Source organism: Rhodococcus sp. 05-2254-2 (assembly GCF_002259095.1).
Lineage (GTDB): Bacteria > Actinomycetota > Actinomycetes > Mycobacteriales > Mycobacteriaceae > Rhodococcoides.
Window position 1 is genome coordinate 263,048 of sequence record NZ_NOZJ01000022.1, and the last position, 16,927, is coordinate 279,974.

17 protein-coding genes are annotated in these 16,927 nt (G+C 64.8%); 3 read left to right on the forward strand and 14 right to left on the reverse strand.

What is annotated here, in order from left to right; genetic code table 11:
• Positions 1-26: 26 nt before the first annotated feature.
• Positions 27-1,394 carry an MmgE/PrpD family protein gene (locus CH283_RS27720; protein WP_094639862.1) on the forward strand — a complete coding sequence of 456 codons (1,368 nt, stop codon included), beginning with the start codon at positions 27-29 and terminating at the stop codon, positions 1,392-1,394.
• On the opposite strand, the gene CH283_RS27725 is transcribed toward CH283_RS27720, so the two are convergent.
• From CH283_RS27725 to CH283_RS27740, 5 genes are all read right to left on the reverse strand, one after another.
• Entirely contained in the window at positions 1,391-1,921 is a 531-nt protein-coding gene (locus CH283_RS27725) for an LpqN/LpqT family lipoprotein (RefSeq protein ID WP_176460543.1), read from the reverse strand. The two genes, CH283_RS27720 and CH283_RS27725, sit on opposite strands and share 4 nt — an antisense overlap.
• The gene (locus CH283_RS28540; protein WP_176460544.1) at positions 1,918-2,835 is read right to left on the reverse strand and encodes a hypothetical protein; all 918 of its coding nucleotides are present in this window, start codon (positions 2,833-2,835) and stop codon (positions 1,918-1,920) included. The genes CH283_RS27725 and CH283_RS28540 overlap by 4 nt, the downstream gene beginning before the upstream one ends.
• On the reverse strand, positions 2,832-3,839 hold the full coding sequence (locus CH283_RS27730) for a WXG100 family type VII secretion target (protein WP_094639860.1): 1,008 nt from the start codon (positions 3,837-3,839) through the stop codon (positions 2,832-2,834). The genes CH283_RS28540 and CH283_RS27730 overlap by 4 nt, the downstream gene beginning before the upstream one ends.
• Complete coding sequence (locus CH283_RS27735) at positions 3,836-4,135, reverse strand: type VII secretion target (RefSeq protein ID WP_082898564.1); 300 nt, start codon at positions 4,133-4,135, stop codon at positions 3,836-3,838. Before CH283_RS27735 ends, CH283_RS27730 begins: the two co-directional genes overlap by 4 nt.
• Positions 4,136-4,346: 211 nt before the next feature.
• Positions 4,347-5,021 carry a GntR family transcriptional regulator gene (locus CH283_RS27740; RefSeq protein WP_094639859.1) on the reverse strand — a complete coding sequence of 225 codons (675 nt, stop codon included), beginning with the start codon at positions 5,019-5,021 and terminating at the stop codon, positions 4,347-4,349.
• 199 nt (positions 5,022-5,220) lie between these two features.
• Here CH283_RS27740 and CH283_RS27745 point away from each other — a divergent pair, with 199 nt between their 5' ends.
• Together CH283_RS27745 and CH283_RS27750 are read left to right on the forward strand one after the other, a co-directional pair.
• Entirely contained in the window at positions 5,221-6,639 is a 1,419-nt protein-coding gene (locus CH283_RS27745) for an MFS transporter (RefSeq protein WP_094639858.1), read from the forward strand.
• A 3-nt stretch (positions 6,640-6,642) separates the two neighbouring features.
• Positions 6,643-7,308: an aspartate/glutamate racemase family protein gene (locus CH283_RS27750; RefSeq protein ID WP_094639857.1), complete on the forward strand. Its 666-nt coding sequence runs from the start codon at positions 6,643-6,645 to the stop codon at positions 7,306-7,308.
• A gap of 1 nt (position 7,309) precedes the next feature.
• Here the strand turns inward: CH283_RS27750 and CH283_RS27755 are convergent, their stop codons facing one another.
• The 9 genes from CH283_RS27755 to CH283_RS27795 are packed head-to-tail and all read right to left on the reverse strand — an operon-like array spanning position 7,310 to position 16,866.
• On the reverse strand, positions 7,310-7,936 hold the full coding sequence (locus CH283_RS27755) for an SRPBCC family protein (RefSeq protein WP_068051155.1): 627 nt from the start codon (positions 7,934-7,936) through the stop codon (positions 7,310-7,312).
• Positions 7,933-8,436 (reverse strand): (2Fe-2S)-binding protein, encoded by a 504-nt coding sequence (locus tag CH283_RS27760; RefSeq protein WP_094639856.1) that lies wholly within the window; start codon positions 8,434-8,436, stop codon positions 7,933-7,935. Before CH283_RS27760 ends, CH283_RS27755 begins: the two co-directional genes overlap by 4 nt.
• Positions 8,433-10,799 (reverse strand): xanthine dehydrogenase family protein molybdopterin-binding subunit, encoded by a 2,367-nt coding sequence (locus tag CH283_RS27765; RefSeq protein WP_255183384.1) that lies wholly within the window; start codon positions 10,797-10,799, stop codon positions 8,433-8,435. Before CH283_RS27765 ends, CH283_RS27760 begins: the two co-directional genes overlap by 4 nt.
• Positions 10,796-11,647: an FAD binding domain-containing protein gene (locus CH283_RS27770; RefSeq protein ID WP_094639855.1), complete on the reverse strand. Its 852-nt coding sequence runs from the start codon at positions 11,645-11,647 to the stop codon at positions 10,796-10,798. The genes CH283_RS27765 and CH283_RS27770 overlap by 4 nt, the downstream gene beginning before the upstream one ends.
• On the reverse strand, positions 11,647-13,077 hold the full coding sequence (locus tag CH283_RS27775; RefSeq protein WP_231893678.1) for an MFS transporter: 1,431 nt from the start codon (positions 13,075-13,077) through the stop codon (positions 11,647-11,649). The genes CH283_RS27770 and CH283_RS27775 overlap by 1 nt, the downstream gene beginning before the upstream one ends.
• The gene (locus tag CH283_RS27780) at positions 13,074-14,333 is read right to left on the reverse strand and encodes an FAD-dependent monooxygenase (RefSeq protein ID WP_094639854.1); all 1,260 of its coding nucleotides are present in this window, start codon (positions 14,331-14,333) and stop codon (positions 13,074-13,076) included. Before CH283_RS27780 ends, CH283_RS27775 begins: the two co-directional genes overlap by 4 nt.
• Position 14,334: 1 nt before the next feature.
• A complete protein-coding gene (locus CH283_RS27785; RefSeq protein WP_094639853.1) occupies positions 14,335-15,366 on the reverse strand; it encodes a hypothetical protein in 1,032 nt (343 codons plus the stop codon).
• Entirely contained in the window at positions 15,344-16,237 is an 894-nt protein-coding gene (locus CH283_RS27790) for a carbon-nitrogen hydrolase family protein (protein ID WP_176460545.1), read from the reverse strand. Before CH283_RS27790 ends, CH283_RS27785 begins: the two co-directional genes overlap by 23 nt.
• Positions 16,234-16,866 (reverse strand): flavin reductase family protein, encoded by a 633-nt coding sequence (locus CH283_RS27795; protein WP_094639851.1) that lies wholly within the window; start codon positions 16,864-16,866, stop codon positions 16,234-16,236. Before CH283_RS27795 ends, CH283_RS27790 begins: the two co-directional genes overlap by 4 nt.
• Positions 16,867-16,927 lie beyond the last annotated feature (61 nt).

Here is a 16,927-nt window from a genome sequence, read left to right on the forward strand (position 1 = left end):
CTTTCCGAGCCTTCTAGTGTCCACCAATGAACGGTTCAATTGCGTTTCGCTCAACGGAACACATGCACGCGGTCGACGCCTTGGCCACCGCGATGGTCGACCTACGGAAGTCACCCCTCCCCGCGCAGCTCGGCGACCGAGCGCGGTTGATTCTGTTGGACCTGCTGGGCGTCACCCTTGCCGGTGCCCGCACCGCCGAGATGGTCGAACTACGGAAGAAGTGGGACGCGGAACCAGGATCGACGTACCCGATAGGCGGAAGCACCGGCACCACCATCGAGACTGCGGCCGAGCTCGACGCCATCGCATCGTGCTGCCTCGAGCTCGACGAGGGCAACAAGTACGCCGCCGGACATCCTGCTGCGCATGTCCTTCCTGCAGCGATCGCCGCGGCCAGGCTGGCATCGACGCCGATCTCGGGCCGGGCCTTCCTGACGGCCGTCGTAGCGGGCTACGAGGTTGCCGCTCGATTCGGCTGGGCATTGACCCGGCACAGTGCGTGGCACACCCATGGACACTGGGGTGCCACGGGCGCGGCCACAGCAGCCGCGTCGATTCGTGGTGCCGATGCGAACGAGGTTGCCGCGGCGATCGACTCGTCGTCTGCGTTGATTCAGGTAGCGCCCTGGGCGGTGGTTCTCGACGGCAATTTCTCGCGAAACCTGTGGATCGGCGGTGCCGCACGGGCGGGCGTGACCGCGGCCAGGCTCGCCCGATCCGGGGTCGTCCACAACTCGGGGGCCATCGAGCACACCCTGGGCGCTCTGGTCGGGACCTTGGACACGTCCCGACTGACCGAGGATCTCGGCGAACGATGGCTCACGCTGGAGGGCTACACGAAACAGCACGCCAGCTGCTCGTACACACACGCCGCCGTGGACGCTGTACAGAGCCTGCGCGTCGGTGCCGAATGGTCCGCCGCCGACATCGAACATGTTCGCGTGCGGACACATTCGTTGGCGGAACCCCTGTTCCGCCGACATCCGTCGAACAGGTTGGGCGCGATGTTCTCGCTGCCGTTCGTGGTGGCCGCAGCGTTCGTGTCCGACGCGATAGACGTCGACTCTCTGGACCCCCGAGGTTCGGGCTTCTCGACGGCCGAAGCGTTCAGCGCCCGAGTCGACGTCGCATCGTCGAGCGAGCTCGACGCGCTGCTACCCGAGCGCCGAGCCGCCGAAGTGACGATCGAATTTCGGAACGGCACCACACTTTCGGCGACTGCCCCGAATCCGCTGGGCGACATCGACCATTTTCCGATGGATTACAGCGCGGTGCGCGCCAAGATCGCCCGCTTGGTCGGCGAATCCGATACCGCGGTCATCGAGGACATCGTCGACTCCCTCGGCGATACGGAGGACGTTGCGGCGCTGTTGCGCGCACTACCGATTCGCTAGCGTCGACCGATACGCACCTCGTCGACGAATTCATCTGCAACACAGGACAATGTCTGTCGTAGCGAATCCGGCACGGTGACCGTCACCTGAACCAGGTACTGGTCGACGATGTGGTGGACGACGACGTACCGGGTCCGGGCGAAGAGCAACCGACCGGCGCAGTCGTAGCGACCCGCGATCGAGACGGACGGTAGACCGCAGAACGAACCTCGGTCGTGACTGATCTCGACCCAGCCGGGCAGTGCCCGCGCGTCTCCGAAGCCGCACTCCAGTAGGGCATCCGGGTCGACCGACCGTGCGAGCTTCCCGACCAGAACCACCGCATTCGGTACGAATCCGTCGACTGCGTTCGCCGGCGAGCACAGCACCGCGGTGGCGTGTGGGAAGTGAAGCTCTGAAACAGCCTCCCAGTCCGGTAGCACCGGGAGCTCGAGCCCGAACCTGTCGCATTCGTCGCGATGCACCGGTGCCAGTTCGACACCCTGCTGCTGGAGATAGGTGTATACCGTCCTTTGTCGAACCGTCACTGGACAGTGTTCCTTCCACCGACAGTGGATGCGGCACGGTCGGCGCGGATACGCTCGCGCAGCCTGGGTGGGCGCAGCAACTCCCGCGCATCGTCGTGGCCCAGTTGCGCACGAGCCCAGGGATTGTCTCGACACCACAGAAGCAGCGCGAGCAGCGAATTCGGTTCGACCTTCTTCTCACACGCCATGATGACCAGCTCCGGTTCGTCGGTCTCGCTCGATCGGCGCGGGACTCTGATCACCGGCAGGTCACCTCGGTGCGGTACTGCTGGATTCGGATGCTCCTCCAGGCGCAGATCCGCAATGTCGCTCCAGGGCACGACCTTCACGTCGTTCGACACCTTCCACCCACGACGTCGATAGATCTGTTGGACAATACCTTCGGGGTGCAGAGAGATCCTGGTGCGGTTGACGATGACGAACCCGAGCACGAACCACACCAGGCATGCCGGCGCGCCTATCGCCGTCAGCAACTCGGCCCTCTCTTGACGAGGGTCCGGTCCGTCATCTCTGAATACGAAGTAGGACAGCCCCACCACCGACGCGAAGGCGAGTAGACCTGCCCGGACCACGAAGTCCCCGCGCCCGGGCACCGACAGACCTGCGCCGACGCCTGCAACGTCGACCCGCCGCACGAAACGTGACAATCGCGCAGCTCCGATGCCGGACATCGGCACCGCCATCCCCAAGGGAAGGAGCACGAAGAACGCGAGCCACGACAGTGCCAGGAGGCCGCCTACGCCCGTCCTGGCAACCACAGGGACAGCGGCAACCAGCAGTCCCACCACTGCCGTACAGATGCCGAAAACTGCTGCGAGCCAGCCGAGGTGGACACTGCGCCACCTCCGCACCCACACAGGTCCCGGATTCGCTGTCGCAGGCGTGTAAGCGCCTGTGTCCTCACGATCGGTCATCGCAGTGTCCATTCGAAGACCTTCGATACGCCGTGGCTGACGGAGCCCCCGACCAGGGCACCCAACGCGACGCCTGCGGCAGCACCGACAACCGTGCCCGGCCCGGGAAACACCGAACCCGCGGCACCACCGACTCCCACCAGGGCACCGGTCACGTAGCTCGCAGCTGCGAGGCCGGCGGCGGTACTCGCCGTATTGACCGCAATCGCCTCAGCGGGGCTCACCCCCTCATCGATATCGTGGCCAATCGAGGGCACCGTTCCCGCCACCGCGCCGAACGCCCCCAACCCCCGACCGATGTTCTTGGCAACATCGTCGACGGAACCGACACCCGGAAGTTCGAGAGTCCTCCTCGTCACGTCGGTCATACCACCGATGACGGTGGCTGCAACGGTCGTCGGCCAATCCGGCATCCACGAGAAGGATCCGTCCGGGTTCTCGACGAGCTGCCCGGTCGGGTTGGTGAGCGCAATCTCGGTCAGCAGCTTCGTGGGCTCGGCCAACTGCTGCGCAGCGTCGAGTGCGGCCCTGTCGGCCTGTCTCAGAGCTCCCTGAATATCCTCGGTCAACTGCGCTGCAGCAGAGCGTAGTTCGTCGGCCTTCCGTATCTTTTCTTCACCCAGGACGTCCGGTATCAATGCGATCATCCCGTCGGGATCCACTACACCGTCGGCCCGAACGGCGAACCCGCTCGCCGTCGCCGCCGAGACCTGCGCCTGCAGGTGGGCCTTCGCAGCATCGACCATTCCTGCTGCGGTCTCGAATGCTCTACCGAGTGAATCGATTTCACTGCACACCGAGCTCATCCGAGAGCATTCGCTCACCACACGCTCGGCTGCGGCATCGGCTGCTTCACCGGTCCACGTCTCGGCCAGTACGTCCTGCTCCTCCAGCACTCCGGAGCGCTGGCCGTTGACGCGCTCGACGATCTCCGACAACTCGATCATCGTCTTGCGCATCGACTCCGGCTCCCAACCCGCGACGTGCGGGACCGTCGGGGTCATTTCGGCTGGTCCATCGCTGCGAGGCGGCGGGCGAGTTCGTCGTCGGCGATCTCGTAGTTCTGCGCGACGCCGCGGGCGATGTCCGCGACGCATTCGGCCCGCCCGGCCAGAGCTGCAACAGCTCCGGCCGCCGCAGCTGCCGCCGCCGCACATGCTGCGTGAAAGTCACTACCCTGCAACGCATTCTCCGACGCACGGAACGGAGCAAGAGCATCCACCTCACGGATCACCCCGCCAGTTGCCGACAACACATTCGAGAACTGCCGCAGGATCGCTGGATCCACATTCACTGTCATAACGCTCCCCCGAGTTGCACCGTGGCGACGCCCGGTGAATCGGCGTCATCGGGTTTGACGCGAGTGTGCCCCGATCGGTTCCCTCCGGCCGCTTCGAGAAACGTTCATGGGCATCACGGTGATGAGCACCGCCCCGTCATCGCCCAGTCACCGCCCATTGGACCTACCGCGGCAGGACTGCCCGCGTCGCGCTGAGTAGCGCGGACTCGGCTCAGTGCTGTGGGTCGTAGCCCGGAACTTGCGCCAGAGTCTCGAACGTTCGCGCTCGGCCCCATTCGACGTGTGCGAACGCAACAGCGGCAGCCAATTCCGTGTCCCCCTTGGCGATGGCGTCGACGAGGGAGACATGCTCCCCGTGGCGCAGCGACGGGTCCCGTTCGAGATTGGCCATGTTGAGTCGATTGCTGCGCTCCCGCAACGGTTCCATGATGACCGGGAACAGCCGGTTGGCGGACAATGCCTCGATCCCCGAGTGCACCCCCGAGCTCGCGTGATGGAATTCGAGCAGATCACCCCGGTCGAGCGCTGCACCTGCACGGGACACGGCGTCGACCAACGACGACGAGTCCGCGCCCGCCGCCACAGCGGACGCTGCCCGGCGAGCAACGAGCGGCTCGAGCGCGGACCTGATGTCGTACAACTCGTCGACGGAACTTCTGGTCACTCCTGTCACCACGGCAGGGCGTCGCGGCGACAGCGTCACCAACCCTGCTGCTTCGAGCAATGGAAGCGCCTCGCGAATCGGGACCCTCGACACTTGCAACTCGGTTCCCAGATTGCGCTCGCTCAGCGTTTCACCAGGCCGGAGGCGGCCGTCGAGGATGCGTGTTCTGATCGCGTCGAACACCGATCGCGACAGCGATTCGCGACCTTCCGTGGATGCCATGATGCTTGTATACCAGCGAACTGTAGGTATACCGCGCATCCGCCAGCGTCATCGGCAAGCTTTGTCCAACGAAGACCTAGACAGCAAGAGCCAGGTGAGAGGACCTGGAAACGCAAGCGTTACCGCCGAGAAACCATTCGCGGTCCAATGCTCCGTAAATTCTCCGTTGTTGGTATACCACTTAGCGAGAGGCACTGGGATGAGCGTCCCGACCAGGAACGAGAAGCCGTCACCGATCGACCCACCGCCCGAGGCCGGCAGCCTCAGTGAACAGATCGAGGCGTCGTACTCGAAGATCGGCCTCACCACAGCGCACTTCGGCATCGTCGCCATGGTCCTGTTCGGTGTGTTCTTCGATGCCATCGAACAGAATGCCGTCGGCATCACCGGACCGCTCCTGCGTGAATCCTGGGGCCTCGGCGGAACCGAGATCGGACTGCTGAACACCGCGACGTTCACCGCCGTCGCCCTCGGGCGAATCCTGGCCGGAGCGGTGATGGACCGTTTCGGTCGTCGAACCCTCCTCGGCGCAAACCTTCTCGTCTTCGCGTTCGGCTCGCTACTGTGCGCATTCGCACCCAACTACGAGGTGTTGGTGGGCGCTCGATTCCTGGTCGGTCTCGGACTCGGCGGTGAAATCGCTGTGGCGGTGATCATGCTCTCCGAGTTCTTCTCCGCCAAGCACCGCGGTACCGCGGTCGGCATGATCAACGTCGCAGCGGCCGGCCTGGGCAACATGCTCGCCCCACTGTTCGGGGTCATCGTCTTCGCCATCTTCACCGGTGACGACCGCTGGCGTTGGCTGTTCGGTCTGCTGGTACTGCCCGCACTCGCGGTCGTGTTCTATCGCCGCTCGCTTCCGGAAACACCTCGCTTCCTCGCAGCGACGGGCCGGGTGGCCGAGGCCAACACCGTCATCAACCGCCTGGCGCAGGGCAAGCTTCGCGGCACCCTCGACTCCGAGGTTCAGTACTTGAACGTCGACACCACGGTCGATGATCACGCCGCACCGCGCGCACGGTGGACGGAGATGTTCGGGCAGCGTTACCGCAGAAGCACTCTCGCCCTCGGCATTGCCGTCTGCATGTCCTACGCAGCACAGATCTCGATGCTCACGCTGATCCCCGTCATCCTGACCGAGCGGGGAATGTCGATCTCGAGTGCGCTCTGGTACACCCTCGTGATGCAGTCCGGGTCGTTGATCGGCGCGCTGACCGCCGCACTCATCGCTCGCAAACTCCCCCGCAAGGTGACGCTGACCGGTGGCGCTGTGCTCGGTATCGTCGCCGGGCTCGGATTCGGCTTCTTCGCAACGTCCATCGGCCTCGTCCTGTTCTTCGGTGCCCTGTTCAACTTCTCGGTCATCATCCTCAACACGACGATCTGGCTGTTTGCACCCGAGCAGTACCCCACACGAATCCGTGGCCTCGCGACGTCGGTGATCCTGGCGCTGGGCTCCCTCTCCGGCGGACTGTTCCCGCTCATTGCCGGAGCCGTACTGGACTCGTCCGGCGTGGGTGCCATGTTCGCGATGCTGGCCGGCCTGTTCATCGTGTGCGGGATTGCCGTGCAGTTCCCGAAAGAGACCTTCGGACAACCGATGCCGGAAGATGGCTGAGCAGTGAAGATTCTCGTGATCAACCCCAACTCGAACACTGCAACGACGCAGCTGCTCGTCGACGTCGCGCGGCGTTGTGTCCACGACACAGAATTCACCGTCGTCGGGGTCACCGCGGGTAACGGACCGGCGATGATCACCGGCACCGAACAGTTGCGTGCTGCCGGACCGGATGTCGTAACCGCGGCCCTCGACGCGATCGAGCACCATGGCCCGGCAGCGGTGATCGTCGGCGCGTTCGGTGATCCCGGTGCCGCCGAACTCCGAACCCTCGTCGACATTCCGGTCGCCGGGATCGGCGAGGCAGGAATCCTGCACGCTGCACGAGGTGGTCGGCGCTTCGCGATCGCCACCACCACAGCCGATCTCGCCCCCCAACTCGATGCACTGACCCGTGCCACCGTGCCCGACGGCGATTTCGCGGGTGTGTTCCTCACCGCGTCATCGCCGTTGGTCCTGGCCGAGGACCTCGCATCGAGCGTCGTCGAACTGGGAGCAGCGGTCGATGCAGCAGTCGGCGCCGGAGCGACGGCGGTCGTCATCGGCGGCGGTCCGTTGAGCGATTCGGCCCGGCGGCTGGCACTGCGCACCGACGTGGACGTCATCGAGCCGGTTCCGAGTGCCGTTGCGATGGTCGTCGACAGAATCTCGAACGCGGTACGCAGCTGAACTATCGACGTCCGAAGGCCCTGGACACCAGCCAGCCCTCGACCATTCCCGCGAGGAAGATGCCCGCGATCGGTGCGTACTTGCGCACCGGTTCGGGCATCAGGCTCATCGCGTTCAATTCGCCGCCCATCGGGCTCGCAACAGCAGCCTTCACAGCTGCAGGCGTGGTCGATTCGGCCGTGGCCGAACCACTGAGCAGCGCACCGAGATTGACGGCGAACTGTTGCAGGACCTTGTTCGACACCGCGACGATCGCGCCCTTGCCGAACGAGACTATCTTTCCGCTGATCACCAGATCGGTATTCAGGGTCAACCGCGAACGATCACCGAGCGCCTCGACCGCCAGATCGACCTGGGCCTCGGCGTCGCCGTTGCCGTGCGAGTCCGCCCCCTTGGCTTCGAGTGTGAGCGTGCGGGTCTCCGCGTCGACCTCGAGGAACCGAATCGTGCCGGCGTACGACGCGCTGATCGGGCCCACTTTGACCTTCACACCGCCGAGGTAGGTCTCGCCGTCCTTACCGGTGATGGCCGCCCCCGGTACGCAGGTCGCGACTTTCTCGACGTCGTTGATCAGCCGGAACACGTCCTCGGCGGACGCGTCGATATCGAGTGTATTGGTCAGTATCACTTGAGAACTCCGTTCACACAGCCGGCGCAGCGTCGCTGCTCGGCGCACGAGTCGATGGCCTCGACGATGGTCTGGTACCCGGTACAGCGGCAGTAGTTCGACGCCACCACCTCGCGGATCTGTTCCTTGGTGGCATCGGGGTTGTCGGCGAGGTAGCCCTCGGCCAACATCAGGAACCCCGGTGTGCAGAATCCGCACTGCAGACCGTGGTGGTCTGCGAAGGCCTGCTGCAGATCGTTCAATTCACCGTCGATGCCGAGTGATTCGACGGTCTCGATGTCCGAGTTCTCCACCTGCGCTGCGAACGTCAGGCACGCGCGGGCCGGCTTGCCGTCGATCAGCACGGTGCAGGCTCCGCACACGCCGTGTTCGCAGCCGACATGGGTTCCAGTGAGCTGGAGATCGTGGCGCAATACGTCGACCAGAGTGCGGCGTGGTTCGGTGATCACCTCACGGACGGTGCCGTTGACGTTCAGTTCGATCAGTTGTTTGTTGCTCACGGCCTGCCCTTCGCCAGTGCTGCCTGTATTGCCACGGGGGTGATCGGTGTGTCGTTCAGTTCGACTCCGGTGGAGCGCAATCCGTCGTTGACGGCGTTGAGCACGGCGGCGGGTGCACCGATCGTTCCGCCCTCACCGGCTCCCTTGGCTCCGGATTCGGTGAACAGGCAGGGAGTTTCGAGGTGGTGGATCTCGATGTCCGGGATCTCGCAGGAAGTCGGCACCTTGTAGTCGATGAAGCTGGCACACAGTGGATTTCCGTGATCGTCGTACGACACCTGCTCGAACAACGCCCCGGCGATGCCCTGGGCGATCCCACCCCGGCACTGGCCCTCGACGATCTTGGGGTTGATGGCGACGCCGCAGTCCTCGACGCACACGTACTTGAGGATCTCCACTCGGCCGGTGCCCTCGTGCAACTCGACCACAACGCCGTGGGTGGCGTTGGAGAAGGTGCCGTCGTTGAACACGTCGAAGCTTGCCGTCGCGGACAATCCGGGTTCCACGCCCTTCGGCAGCAGCTGCGCCTTCAGATACGCGACGTCGGCGATGTCCCGGTAGGTAACGTACTTCGAGTGGTCGTCGCGCTGACGTACGCGCCCCGATGCCAACTCGACGTTGTCGTCGCGAGTCTCCAGCAGGTGCGCTGCGATCTCACAGAGCTTGTCTCCCAGCTTGTTCGACGCCAACGCCACCGCACTGCCGCCGATGGTGATGGAGCGAGAGGCGAACGAGCCGAAGCCGTAGGTGATCCGATCGGTGTCGCCCTGCACGATCTTGACCTGTTCGACGCCGATGCCGAGGCGATCGGCGACGATCTGCGCCATCGTGGTCTCGTGGCTCTGTCCGTGGCTCATCGTTCCGGTGGTCACGACGACCGTGCCGGAGGTGTCCATCCTGACCTCCGAAATGTCGAACCCGGGCACCACGTTCATCTTGCGCGCCGCGAATGCGCTGCTGCCGTAGCCGGTTCGCTCGCTGAAGCACGAGTATCCGATGCCGATGTGCCGGCCTTCGGCGGTTGCCCGGTCCTGGAGGTCGTACCAACCGCCGTCACGGAGGGTCTGCTCGCACAGGTTCAGCGCCTCGAGGTACGAGCCCGGGTCGTAGGTGATGTTGTTGACGCCCGTGTACGGGAAAGCGGTGATGACGTTGCGCCGCCTGATCTCCACCGCATCGAGGTTCAACTCACGGGCCGCTCGCTCGAACAACCGCTCCATCACCATGACGTACTGCGGGCGGGACACCCCGCGGTACGGCGCAGTCGGTGCCTTGTTGCTGAACACGGAACGGCCCCGCACCCGGTACGCCGGAACCTGGTACACCCCTGGCATTTCCGCTGAGGCCATCAGCGGCTCGATGCCGGCGGTGAACGGGTAGCAGGAGTACGCGCCCATGTCGCACACGACGTCCGCGTCGAGGCCGAGGATGTGTCCCTCGGAATCGAATGCTGCTCGCACGTCGTACTGCTGTTCGCGCGCCAGGAACGACGCCGTCAGTGCATCTTTGCGGTCCTCGATCCATTTCACGGGACGGCGGAGCTTCAACGCAGCTGCGGCGACGGCGATCTCCTCGCGTCCGACGACGCACTTCTGCCCGAAGCCGCCGCCCATGTCGGGTACGACGACGCGCACCTGGCGCTCGTCGAGCCCGATGCACTGCGCGGTGACGGTACGAACCTGGTGCGGAACCTGCGTACAGATGTAGATGATCAGCTGCTCGTCGCGATCGTCCCAGTACGCGATGCATCCACGGGTCTCGAGCGGAAGCGCGTTCTGGCGGCCGGTGCGTGATCGCACGGACACGACGGTGTGCGCGTCGTCGAAGATCTCGTCGACGCCGTCGGTGGCGAACATCTGCACGTCCACGACGATGTTCTTCGGAACCGAATCGTGAACCAAAGGCACGCCCTCGGACATGGCCTGATCTGCGGAGGTGACGGCGGTGACGGTCCGGTACGACACTCGTGCCGCCTCGAGCCCGTCCTCGACGCTGTAGGCATCGGCGGCGACGACGATGGCCAGTGGCTCACCGACGTAGCGCACCACGTCGTGCGCCAGCACGGGCATGTCGGTGGGCACGAATTCGCTGAGCGGACGCGACAATTCGGCGCGGATCGGCTGCAGGTCCAGGTCCGCCGCGGTGAATACGCCGCGCACTCCTTCGACTCCGGCGACATCACCGACGTCGAGATCGGTGATCGATCCGGCCGCGACGGTGCTGCGGACGAACTGAGCGTGCAACATTCCCGGCATCGCGATGTCGTCGACGAATCTGCCTCGACCGGTGAGCAAGCGCGGATCCTCGCGGCGTGCGACCGAGGTGCCGACGAATTTCGGCGTGAGAACCTGATCGACGCTCACGTGGGCACCCCCTGCGATACCAGTGCGTCGCTGCACGCTTCGGCGACCAACGTGCGCACCAGGGTGCGGCGGTACTCGGCGGTGACCATGCCCTCGTCCTCCAGTTCCAGTGCTTCGGCTGCGGCGTCCGCGCAGTCCGCGAAGGTCCCGCCTGCGGCCAGGACGGCTTCCCCAGCCGGCGATCGCACGGGAGTTGCTCCCACTCCCGCGAGGGCAACCCGCCCGCCCACCACGGCCACGCCGTCGAGATCGAGGGACACCGCTGCGCCCACGATTGCGAAATCTCCCTGTCGCTCGGCGTATTCGGTCACCGCAGCGTGCGGTGCCGGGTTCGGGAACACGATCTCGACGATCATCTCGTCGAACGCGAGATCGGTGGAGTAGTACCCGAAGAAGAACGAGTCCGCCTCGACGGTTCGCCGCCCCCGCACGCTCTCGACGACGATGCGGGCGTCGAGCAGTATGGCCAACAAGCACCATTCCGCGGTGGCGTCCGCATGGGCGATGCTGCCCCCGACGGTCCCGCGGGTACGGATCGGGTAGTGCCCCACCCACCGCATCGCCTCGCGAAGGACACCGAAGTCCGTTCCCACGTCGCCGCATTCGACGTCGTGGTGGGTGGTGAGTGCTCCGATGTGCAAGCCGTCGGATTCTCGGCGGATGTACTGCAGAGTGTTCAACCCACCCACGTCGACCAGGTGCCCGGGCCGGGAGAGGCGGAAGTTCATCATGGCGACCAGGGACTGGCCTCCGGCGATGATCTTCGCGTCCTCGCCCAGCTCGGACAGCAGCCGCACTGCACCCGAGACATCGCGCGCCCGGTGGTAGTCGAACTGTGCGGGCTTCATCAGACCCGAGCCTCGCCTGCGACTACCTCGGTGGGTTCGTCGACGAGGGTGTCGAGTTCGCGTCCCTTGGTCTCCGGTGCGAAGTACGCCATCCAGATCACCGCGAACAACACGAACGCGGTGACGATGCCGAAGGTCAACGGCAGACCGAGGATCGGCCACATGACGGAGCCGAACAACAGCGGCGCGAAGCCGGTTGCGACCCGGCTGACCGAGGACGCGTACCCGAATCCCGAGGCGCGGATGTTGGTGGGGTACAACTCCGAGACGTAGCAGTACAGGACCGGGATGGTCAGCTGAATGACGAATCCGAAGATGCCGAGCCAGATCAGCGCAGCCGACTGGATGTCGAGCATGACGGCGAACATGACCAGCGCGCTACCCGCGATCGGGCCGGACAGTCCGATGACCCACTTGCGTCCGAAGATCTCCACGATGAACGCCGACGTGAGCACACCGACGATGCCGACTCCGGTCATCAGCGTCGTACCGGCGAAGGCTGCGAATTCCCCGTAGCCCTCGGCCCGCAGGATCGACGGCATCCAGCTCAGCGCTGCGTAGTACAGCAGCATGATCGATACGAACAGCATCCAGGCTGCGGCGGTGATCCGCGGACTGTATCGCCAGACCGACTTCAGCTGCGTCAGAGCTGCTTTCATGCCGCCCGGTCCCTTCGGGGCGGTGTCGGCGACGATGACGTAGTCGACTGCCTCGGATCCGGTGCGGGTCACCATGTCGTCGATGACGGCGCGGGCCTCGGCCTCACGGCCGACCTTGGCGAGGTAGATCGGTGACTCGGGGATACCGCGTCGAACCCAGAACAGCAGCAGCGCAGGCAGAACCATGAACAGCAGCATGTAGCGCCAGCGAACGTCGCCGTCGATCGGGACGAGCAGCGTGGCGACGACGCCGCAGATGGTGGCACCGATCGGCCACCAGACATCCATGGCAGAGAGGATCTTGCCGCGAATGCGACGCGGTGAGAATTCGCTGACCAACGCGTAGTCCACCGGGATGCAGCCACCGAGGCCGAACCCGGCGAGGAACCGCAGAATGATGAAGATCTCGAAGCTCGGCGCGAAGGCACCGAGGACCGAGAACAGCGCGAAGATCAACAGCGTCAACGAGAATGCACGCTTACGTCCGACTCGGTCGGCGATCGTGCCCCACACGACGGCTCCGACGGCCATGCCGATCAGGTTGCCGGTGGCGACCAGACCGCGCTCGGCTTGGGAGAGGTCCCAGTAGCTTCCGAGCAGCGGGGTCAAGAAGCCGTTCAGCGCCACGTCCCAGGCGTCGAACATGTAGCCCAGCCCACCGATGATGAAGATCTTGCCCTGCACACCCCATTTCCAGGGGAGTTCCTGCACTACCTGATCACCAGTCTTCATCGCAGCCTCCGGCGCGGTGTTGTGGTCCGAGGTCGTCATCGGACGAACGAGTAATGGAATTTCTCGTCGTCGCTGTCGTCGAGCGGGGTACCGCTCCACAGCCAGTCGTACGAGATGTCGGATTCCCCATCGAACGACGCCAGTGTCGCGTCCCGCTTCTGCTGCTCGGGTCCATCGGGTATGTGATAAAAAGTCTTGTTCTGCAGGCTCGCGTCCTGCACCATCCGCGCGTGCCTGGCCCGCCGAAACACGTAGCGCGCCAACGCCTCGTCGATCCCGCTCGGGGTGACCTTCGCGAGCTCCTCGGCCAGCACTGCCGCGTCTTCCATGGCCTGCGAGGCCCCCTGTGCCTGATACGGCAGCATGGCATGGCAGGCATCGCCCAGCAGCGCGACACGGCCGTCGGTCCACCGCGGGTCGGGCCTGCGGTAGTAGAGCGCCTGACACAGCACGTTCTCGTCAGCCTTGGAGAGCATCGCGTGGGCGCGATCGTCCCAATCCGGGAATGTCCCCATCAGTTCCTCGGGTCCGACGAGCCGTGGCCCACCGTCGCGGACCTCGTCGGTACACGGGGCCAGCGCAACGACATTGAGGTATTCGCCGTTACGAATCATGTAGTGCACCAGGTGCCGGTCCGGTCCGTACCAGATGGTGCTCTGGTATCGGTCGACGAGCCAGCGAGTAGCCGGATCCTTGACGATGCGATCACCCGGAATGAGTGCGCGATAGGCCATTTCGCCGGAAAACACGAGCGTATCGGGTAGACCGATGAGATCGCGTACCGTCGAGCGGATTCCGTCGGCTCCGATGAGCAGATCCGATTCGTACCGACGTCCCGCTCCGGTGACCGCGACGGGCCGCATCGGGTCGGTGCGATCGACCTCGACGACCTTCGCATCGGTCTCGAACACCACGACCGGGCCGGGGCCGTCGGGGTCGAGACACTGAGCGTGGATGGCAGAGTGCAGGTCTGCGCGGTGGTAGTGCCAGTACGGGGCGTTGAACGTCTTCTTGCAGTACTCGCCGAGCGCGGTGAGCGCGATGACCTTGCCGTTCTCCCAGCGCCTGCGCACCTGATCCATCGGCTCGGTCTTGATCGCTTCGAGCTTCTCGCGCATCCCGAGGGCGATGAGGATACGGCTGGCATTGGGAGCGGTCTGAATTCCCGCGCCCACCTCGCCCAGCTCGGCAGCGGCCTCGAGTACCGTCACCTGAATTCCTCTGTGCCGCAGCGAGAGCGCCGCGGTCAGGCCGCCGAGGCCACCGCCTGCGATCACCACTTCGATCGGTGCCATGTCAGCTCTCCACCAATCGACCCTCGGTGACGACATCGATGCCGTCGATGGACACGGTGCAGGCGCGCATTCCGATGTCGAGGTGTGCGTAGGAGTCTCGGCCGAGGACAGGGTGCGGGCCGGTGGACCACAGGAAGCTGCCGGCGAACGCGCGGGCGTCCATGCCCATGATGTCGTCCTTGCCGTACATCGCGGCCGCGAACCAGTCGCCGGTCTTCATCAGTCCCCAGCCCATGTGGGACAGGTAGCGCGCCCACTTGTCGTTGGAGTCGGCGAAGAACATGTTCAGCAGCGCCGCCTCGCCGCCGCCGGTGACCTCGTCGATGTGACCGTTGGTGACAGTCAGCGTCGTCTCGTCTCGGACGTACTCCTTGAACGGCAACAAGATGTCGCCCTCGGACAGCACGATCTTTCCGTTGGAGATCTCCGGCCAGCACAGCACCATCGTCGACGGCCAATGATCCCAGCGGCCCTTGTCGTCGGCGAAGCCCACCTGGAACTCGGGCTGCGAATTGCTCAGTTGCACGGTGAGATCGGTGCCGGCCTCGTTGGTGATGCGCATGGTCGAACCGTTGCGAATCAGATCGACGCCCGCCTGCACTCGCTCCTTGTCGCCGTCCTGGGGCATGTTGCGGATCAACACGTCCGGGGCGTCGCAGACGAAGATGATGCGCGTTCCGGCGGCCAGGATCTCCTGCTGGATGGGCGCGTGGATGAAGCCTTCACTGGTGAGGTCGACCACGAGGTCCGCGCCCTTGAGCATGTCCTGAGCCACCGAACTGTTCATGACCGACACCAGGCCGGGGCCTGCCCCGGTGTGGGTGCTCGGCATCGGCGCCGGACTGCCGCCGGGCACCGTTGCCGCGAGCACCTGGGCACCCAGGCTCTGGGCCGCACCGAAGGCAGCCGAGATGTAATCACCGCGGCTCGACGGTTCCGCGAGAATCACCACCTGCTCTCCGGGCCGAACTTTGCACAGCTCGAGCTGACGGGTGAATGCGCGCAACAGATCAGCTGATCGCAGATCGAACATCTCGGTTCCTCTCGTGATCGTTCTCGGTCGTACGTGTCTCGGTGATACCGCCCAGTCGGGCAAGGTCTTTCAGATAGGGCACTTCGTCGCGTGCGTCGAGCAACTCGCGTCGAGTCACTGTGGCCGATACCGATCCGACGCCCTCGTCCATCTCGACGATGGTGCGCCCCTGCGGTCCGACGATGACGCTGTGACCCGCGAACCGTGGGCCGTCGCCGGTCTGTCCGGTGAGTCCGGCGGCCGCAACGACGACGCCGTTCTCGAGTGCACGGGACCGGGTCAGCAGCTTCCACACGTGCAGGCGAACGTGCCCGAATGCGGACGGCACGGCGATCACATCGGCTCCTCGCTGGACCAGATCGCGGACCGTCTCGGGAAAGCCTGCCTCGTAGCAGATCACGACGCCGATGGTGCCGAACGGAGTGCTGACCAGCAGTCCGCTCTCTGCTCCGGGAGTGAACACCGATTTCTCTCGGTCCCAGAGAAAACGCTTGTGTCCCAACGCCAGCAGGCCGTCCGGACCCACGACGAGCGAGCTGTCGAAGACGCCTCCTGCGGAGTCACGAAACACGATTGCCGTCACCAGAACCGTATCGGTATCGGCAGCGAGCTCACCGAGTGCGATCGATGTACGACCGGGTACCGACTCGGCCATCGAATCGAGATCGTCGAGATCGTAACCGCTGGCGAACAATTCGGGTAGGACGATCAGCTTGGACCCGGCGGCGGCGAGCGTACGCACTTCTGCAGCCACTGCATCGATGTTCTGCTGCCAGGCACCGGTCCGCGAACCGGTCTGCACCACAGCGATATCGAAAGTGTCGACGACCGGCTCGGTGTCGACGCCGCGCAGGCGGGCCGACGTGGTCATTGCGCCACTCGGTTCATGTCGGTGGTGTAGAACGGGCCTGCCAACCTGCCGAGGAATCGGTGTTGGAGTGTGTCGACATGCAGGTCGCTGGTGAGCAACCCGGGCCTGCTGGTCACTGTCGTCACGGTCCCGAGTACCAGGGTGTCCGAGCCGAGGGTGATTTCCTGCAACGTTCGGCATTCGAGCGATACCAGGGATTCGAGGACCGACGGAGCCGAGACCGAGACCGACGGCACCGCGGTCATCTGCGAGAGCTCGAACTCGTCGATCTCCGCATCGACGGTGGCGAAACTCGCGGTCACCGCATCCACGGTGTCGGCGGACGGGATGTTGACGACGAATTCGCCGGTGTCGCGAATGTTGACCAACGTGTCCTTGAGCTCTCCGGGGGACCCGATGCGCTCGCCGATGGAGATCATCAGCGTCGCCGGATTGCGCGAGGCGACGTTGAAGAAGCTGAACGGTGCCAGGTTGCGAACGCCGTCGCCGGAGACGGTCGAGATCCACGCGATCGGACGAGGTTGCACCGCGCAGGACAGCAGTTTGTACACATCCCCCGAAGACATCGAATCGATGTCGTGGCGGGTGCGATCCGTGAGCTCCAGAGAGTCGCCTACCTGGGAAGTCATCGAAACGAGCCTTCTTTCGCTTGCTGTGCAACCGGTCGTGCAACCGATTGCGTTGCTCTGA

What these genes read in the sequence shown, in the direction of transcription:
- CH283_RS27785 (WP_094639853.1), bottom strand. Translation starts at nt 15,366, where the DNA reads ATGTTCGATCTGCGATCAGCTGATCTGTTGCGCGCATTCACCCGTCAG.
- CH283_RS27745 (WP_094639858.1), top strand. Translation starts at nt 5,221, where the DNA reads ATGAGCGTCCCGACCAGGAACGAGAAGCCGTCACCGATCGACCCACCG.
- CH283_RS27720 (WP_094639862.1), top strand. Translation starts at nt 27, where the DNA reads ATGAACGGTTCAATTGCGTTTCGCTCAACGGAACACATGCACGCGGTC.
- CH283_RS27790 (WP_176460545.1), bottom strand. Translation starts at nt 16,237, where the DNA reads ATGACCACGTCGGCCCGCCTGCGCGGCGTCGACACCGAGCCGGTCGTC.
- CH283_RS27780 (WP_094639854.1), bottom strand. Translation starts at nt 14,333, where the DNA reads ATGGCACCGATCGAAGTGGTGATCGCAGGCGGTGGCCTCGGCGGCCTG.
- CH283_RS27730 (WP_094639860.1), bottom strand. Translation starts at nt 3,839, where the DNA reads ATGACCCCGACGGTCCCGCACGTCGCGGGTTGGGAGCCGGAGTCGATG.
- CH283_RS27770 (WP_094639855.1), bottom strand. Translation starts at nt 11,647, where the DNA reads ATGAAGCCCGCACAGTTCGACTACCACCGGGCGCGCGATGTCTCGGGT.
- CH283_RS27740 (WP_094639859.1), bottom strand. Translation starts at nt 5,021, where the DNA reads ATGGCATCCACGGAAGGTCGCGAATCGCTGTCGCGATCGGTGTTCGAC.
- CH283_RS27775 (WP_231893678.1), bottom strand. Translation starts at nt 13,077, where the DNA reads ATGACGACCTCGGACCACAACACCGCGCCGGAGGCTGCGATGAAGACT.
- CH283_RS27735 (WP_082898564.1), bottom strand. Translation starts at nt 4,135, where the DNA reads ATGACAGTGAATGTGGATCCAGCGATCCTGCGGCAGTTCTCGAATGTG.
- CH283_RS28540 (WP_176460544.1), bottom strand. Translation starts at nt 2,835, where the DNA reads ATGACCGATCGTGAGGACACAGGCGCTTACACGCCTGCGACAGCGAAT.
- CH283_RS27795 (WP_094639851.1), bottom strand. Translation starts at nt 16,866, where the DNA reads ATGACTTCCCAGGTAGGCGACTCTCTGGAGCTCACGGATCGCACCCGC.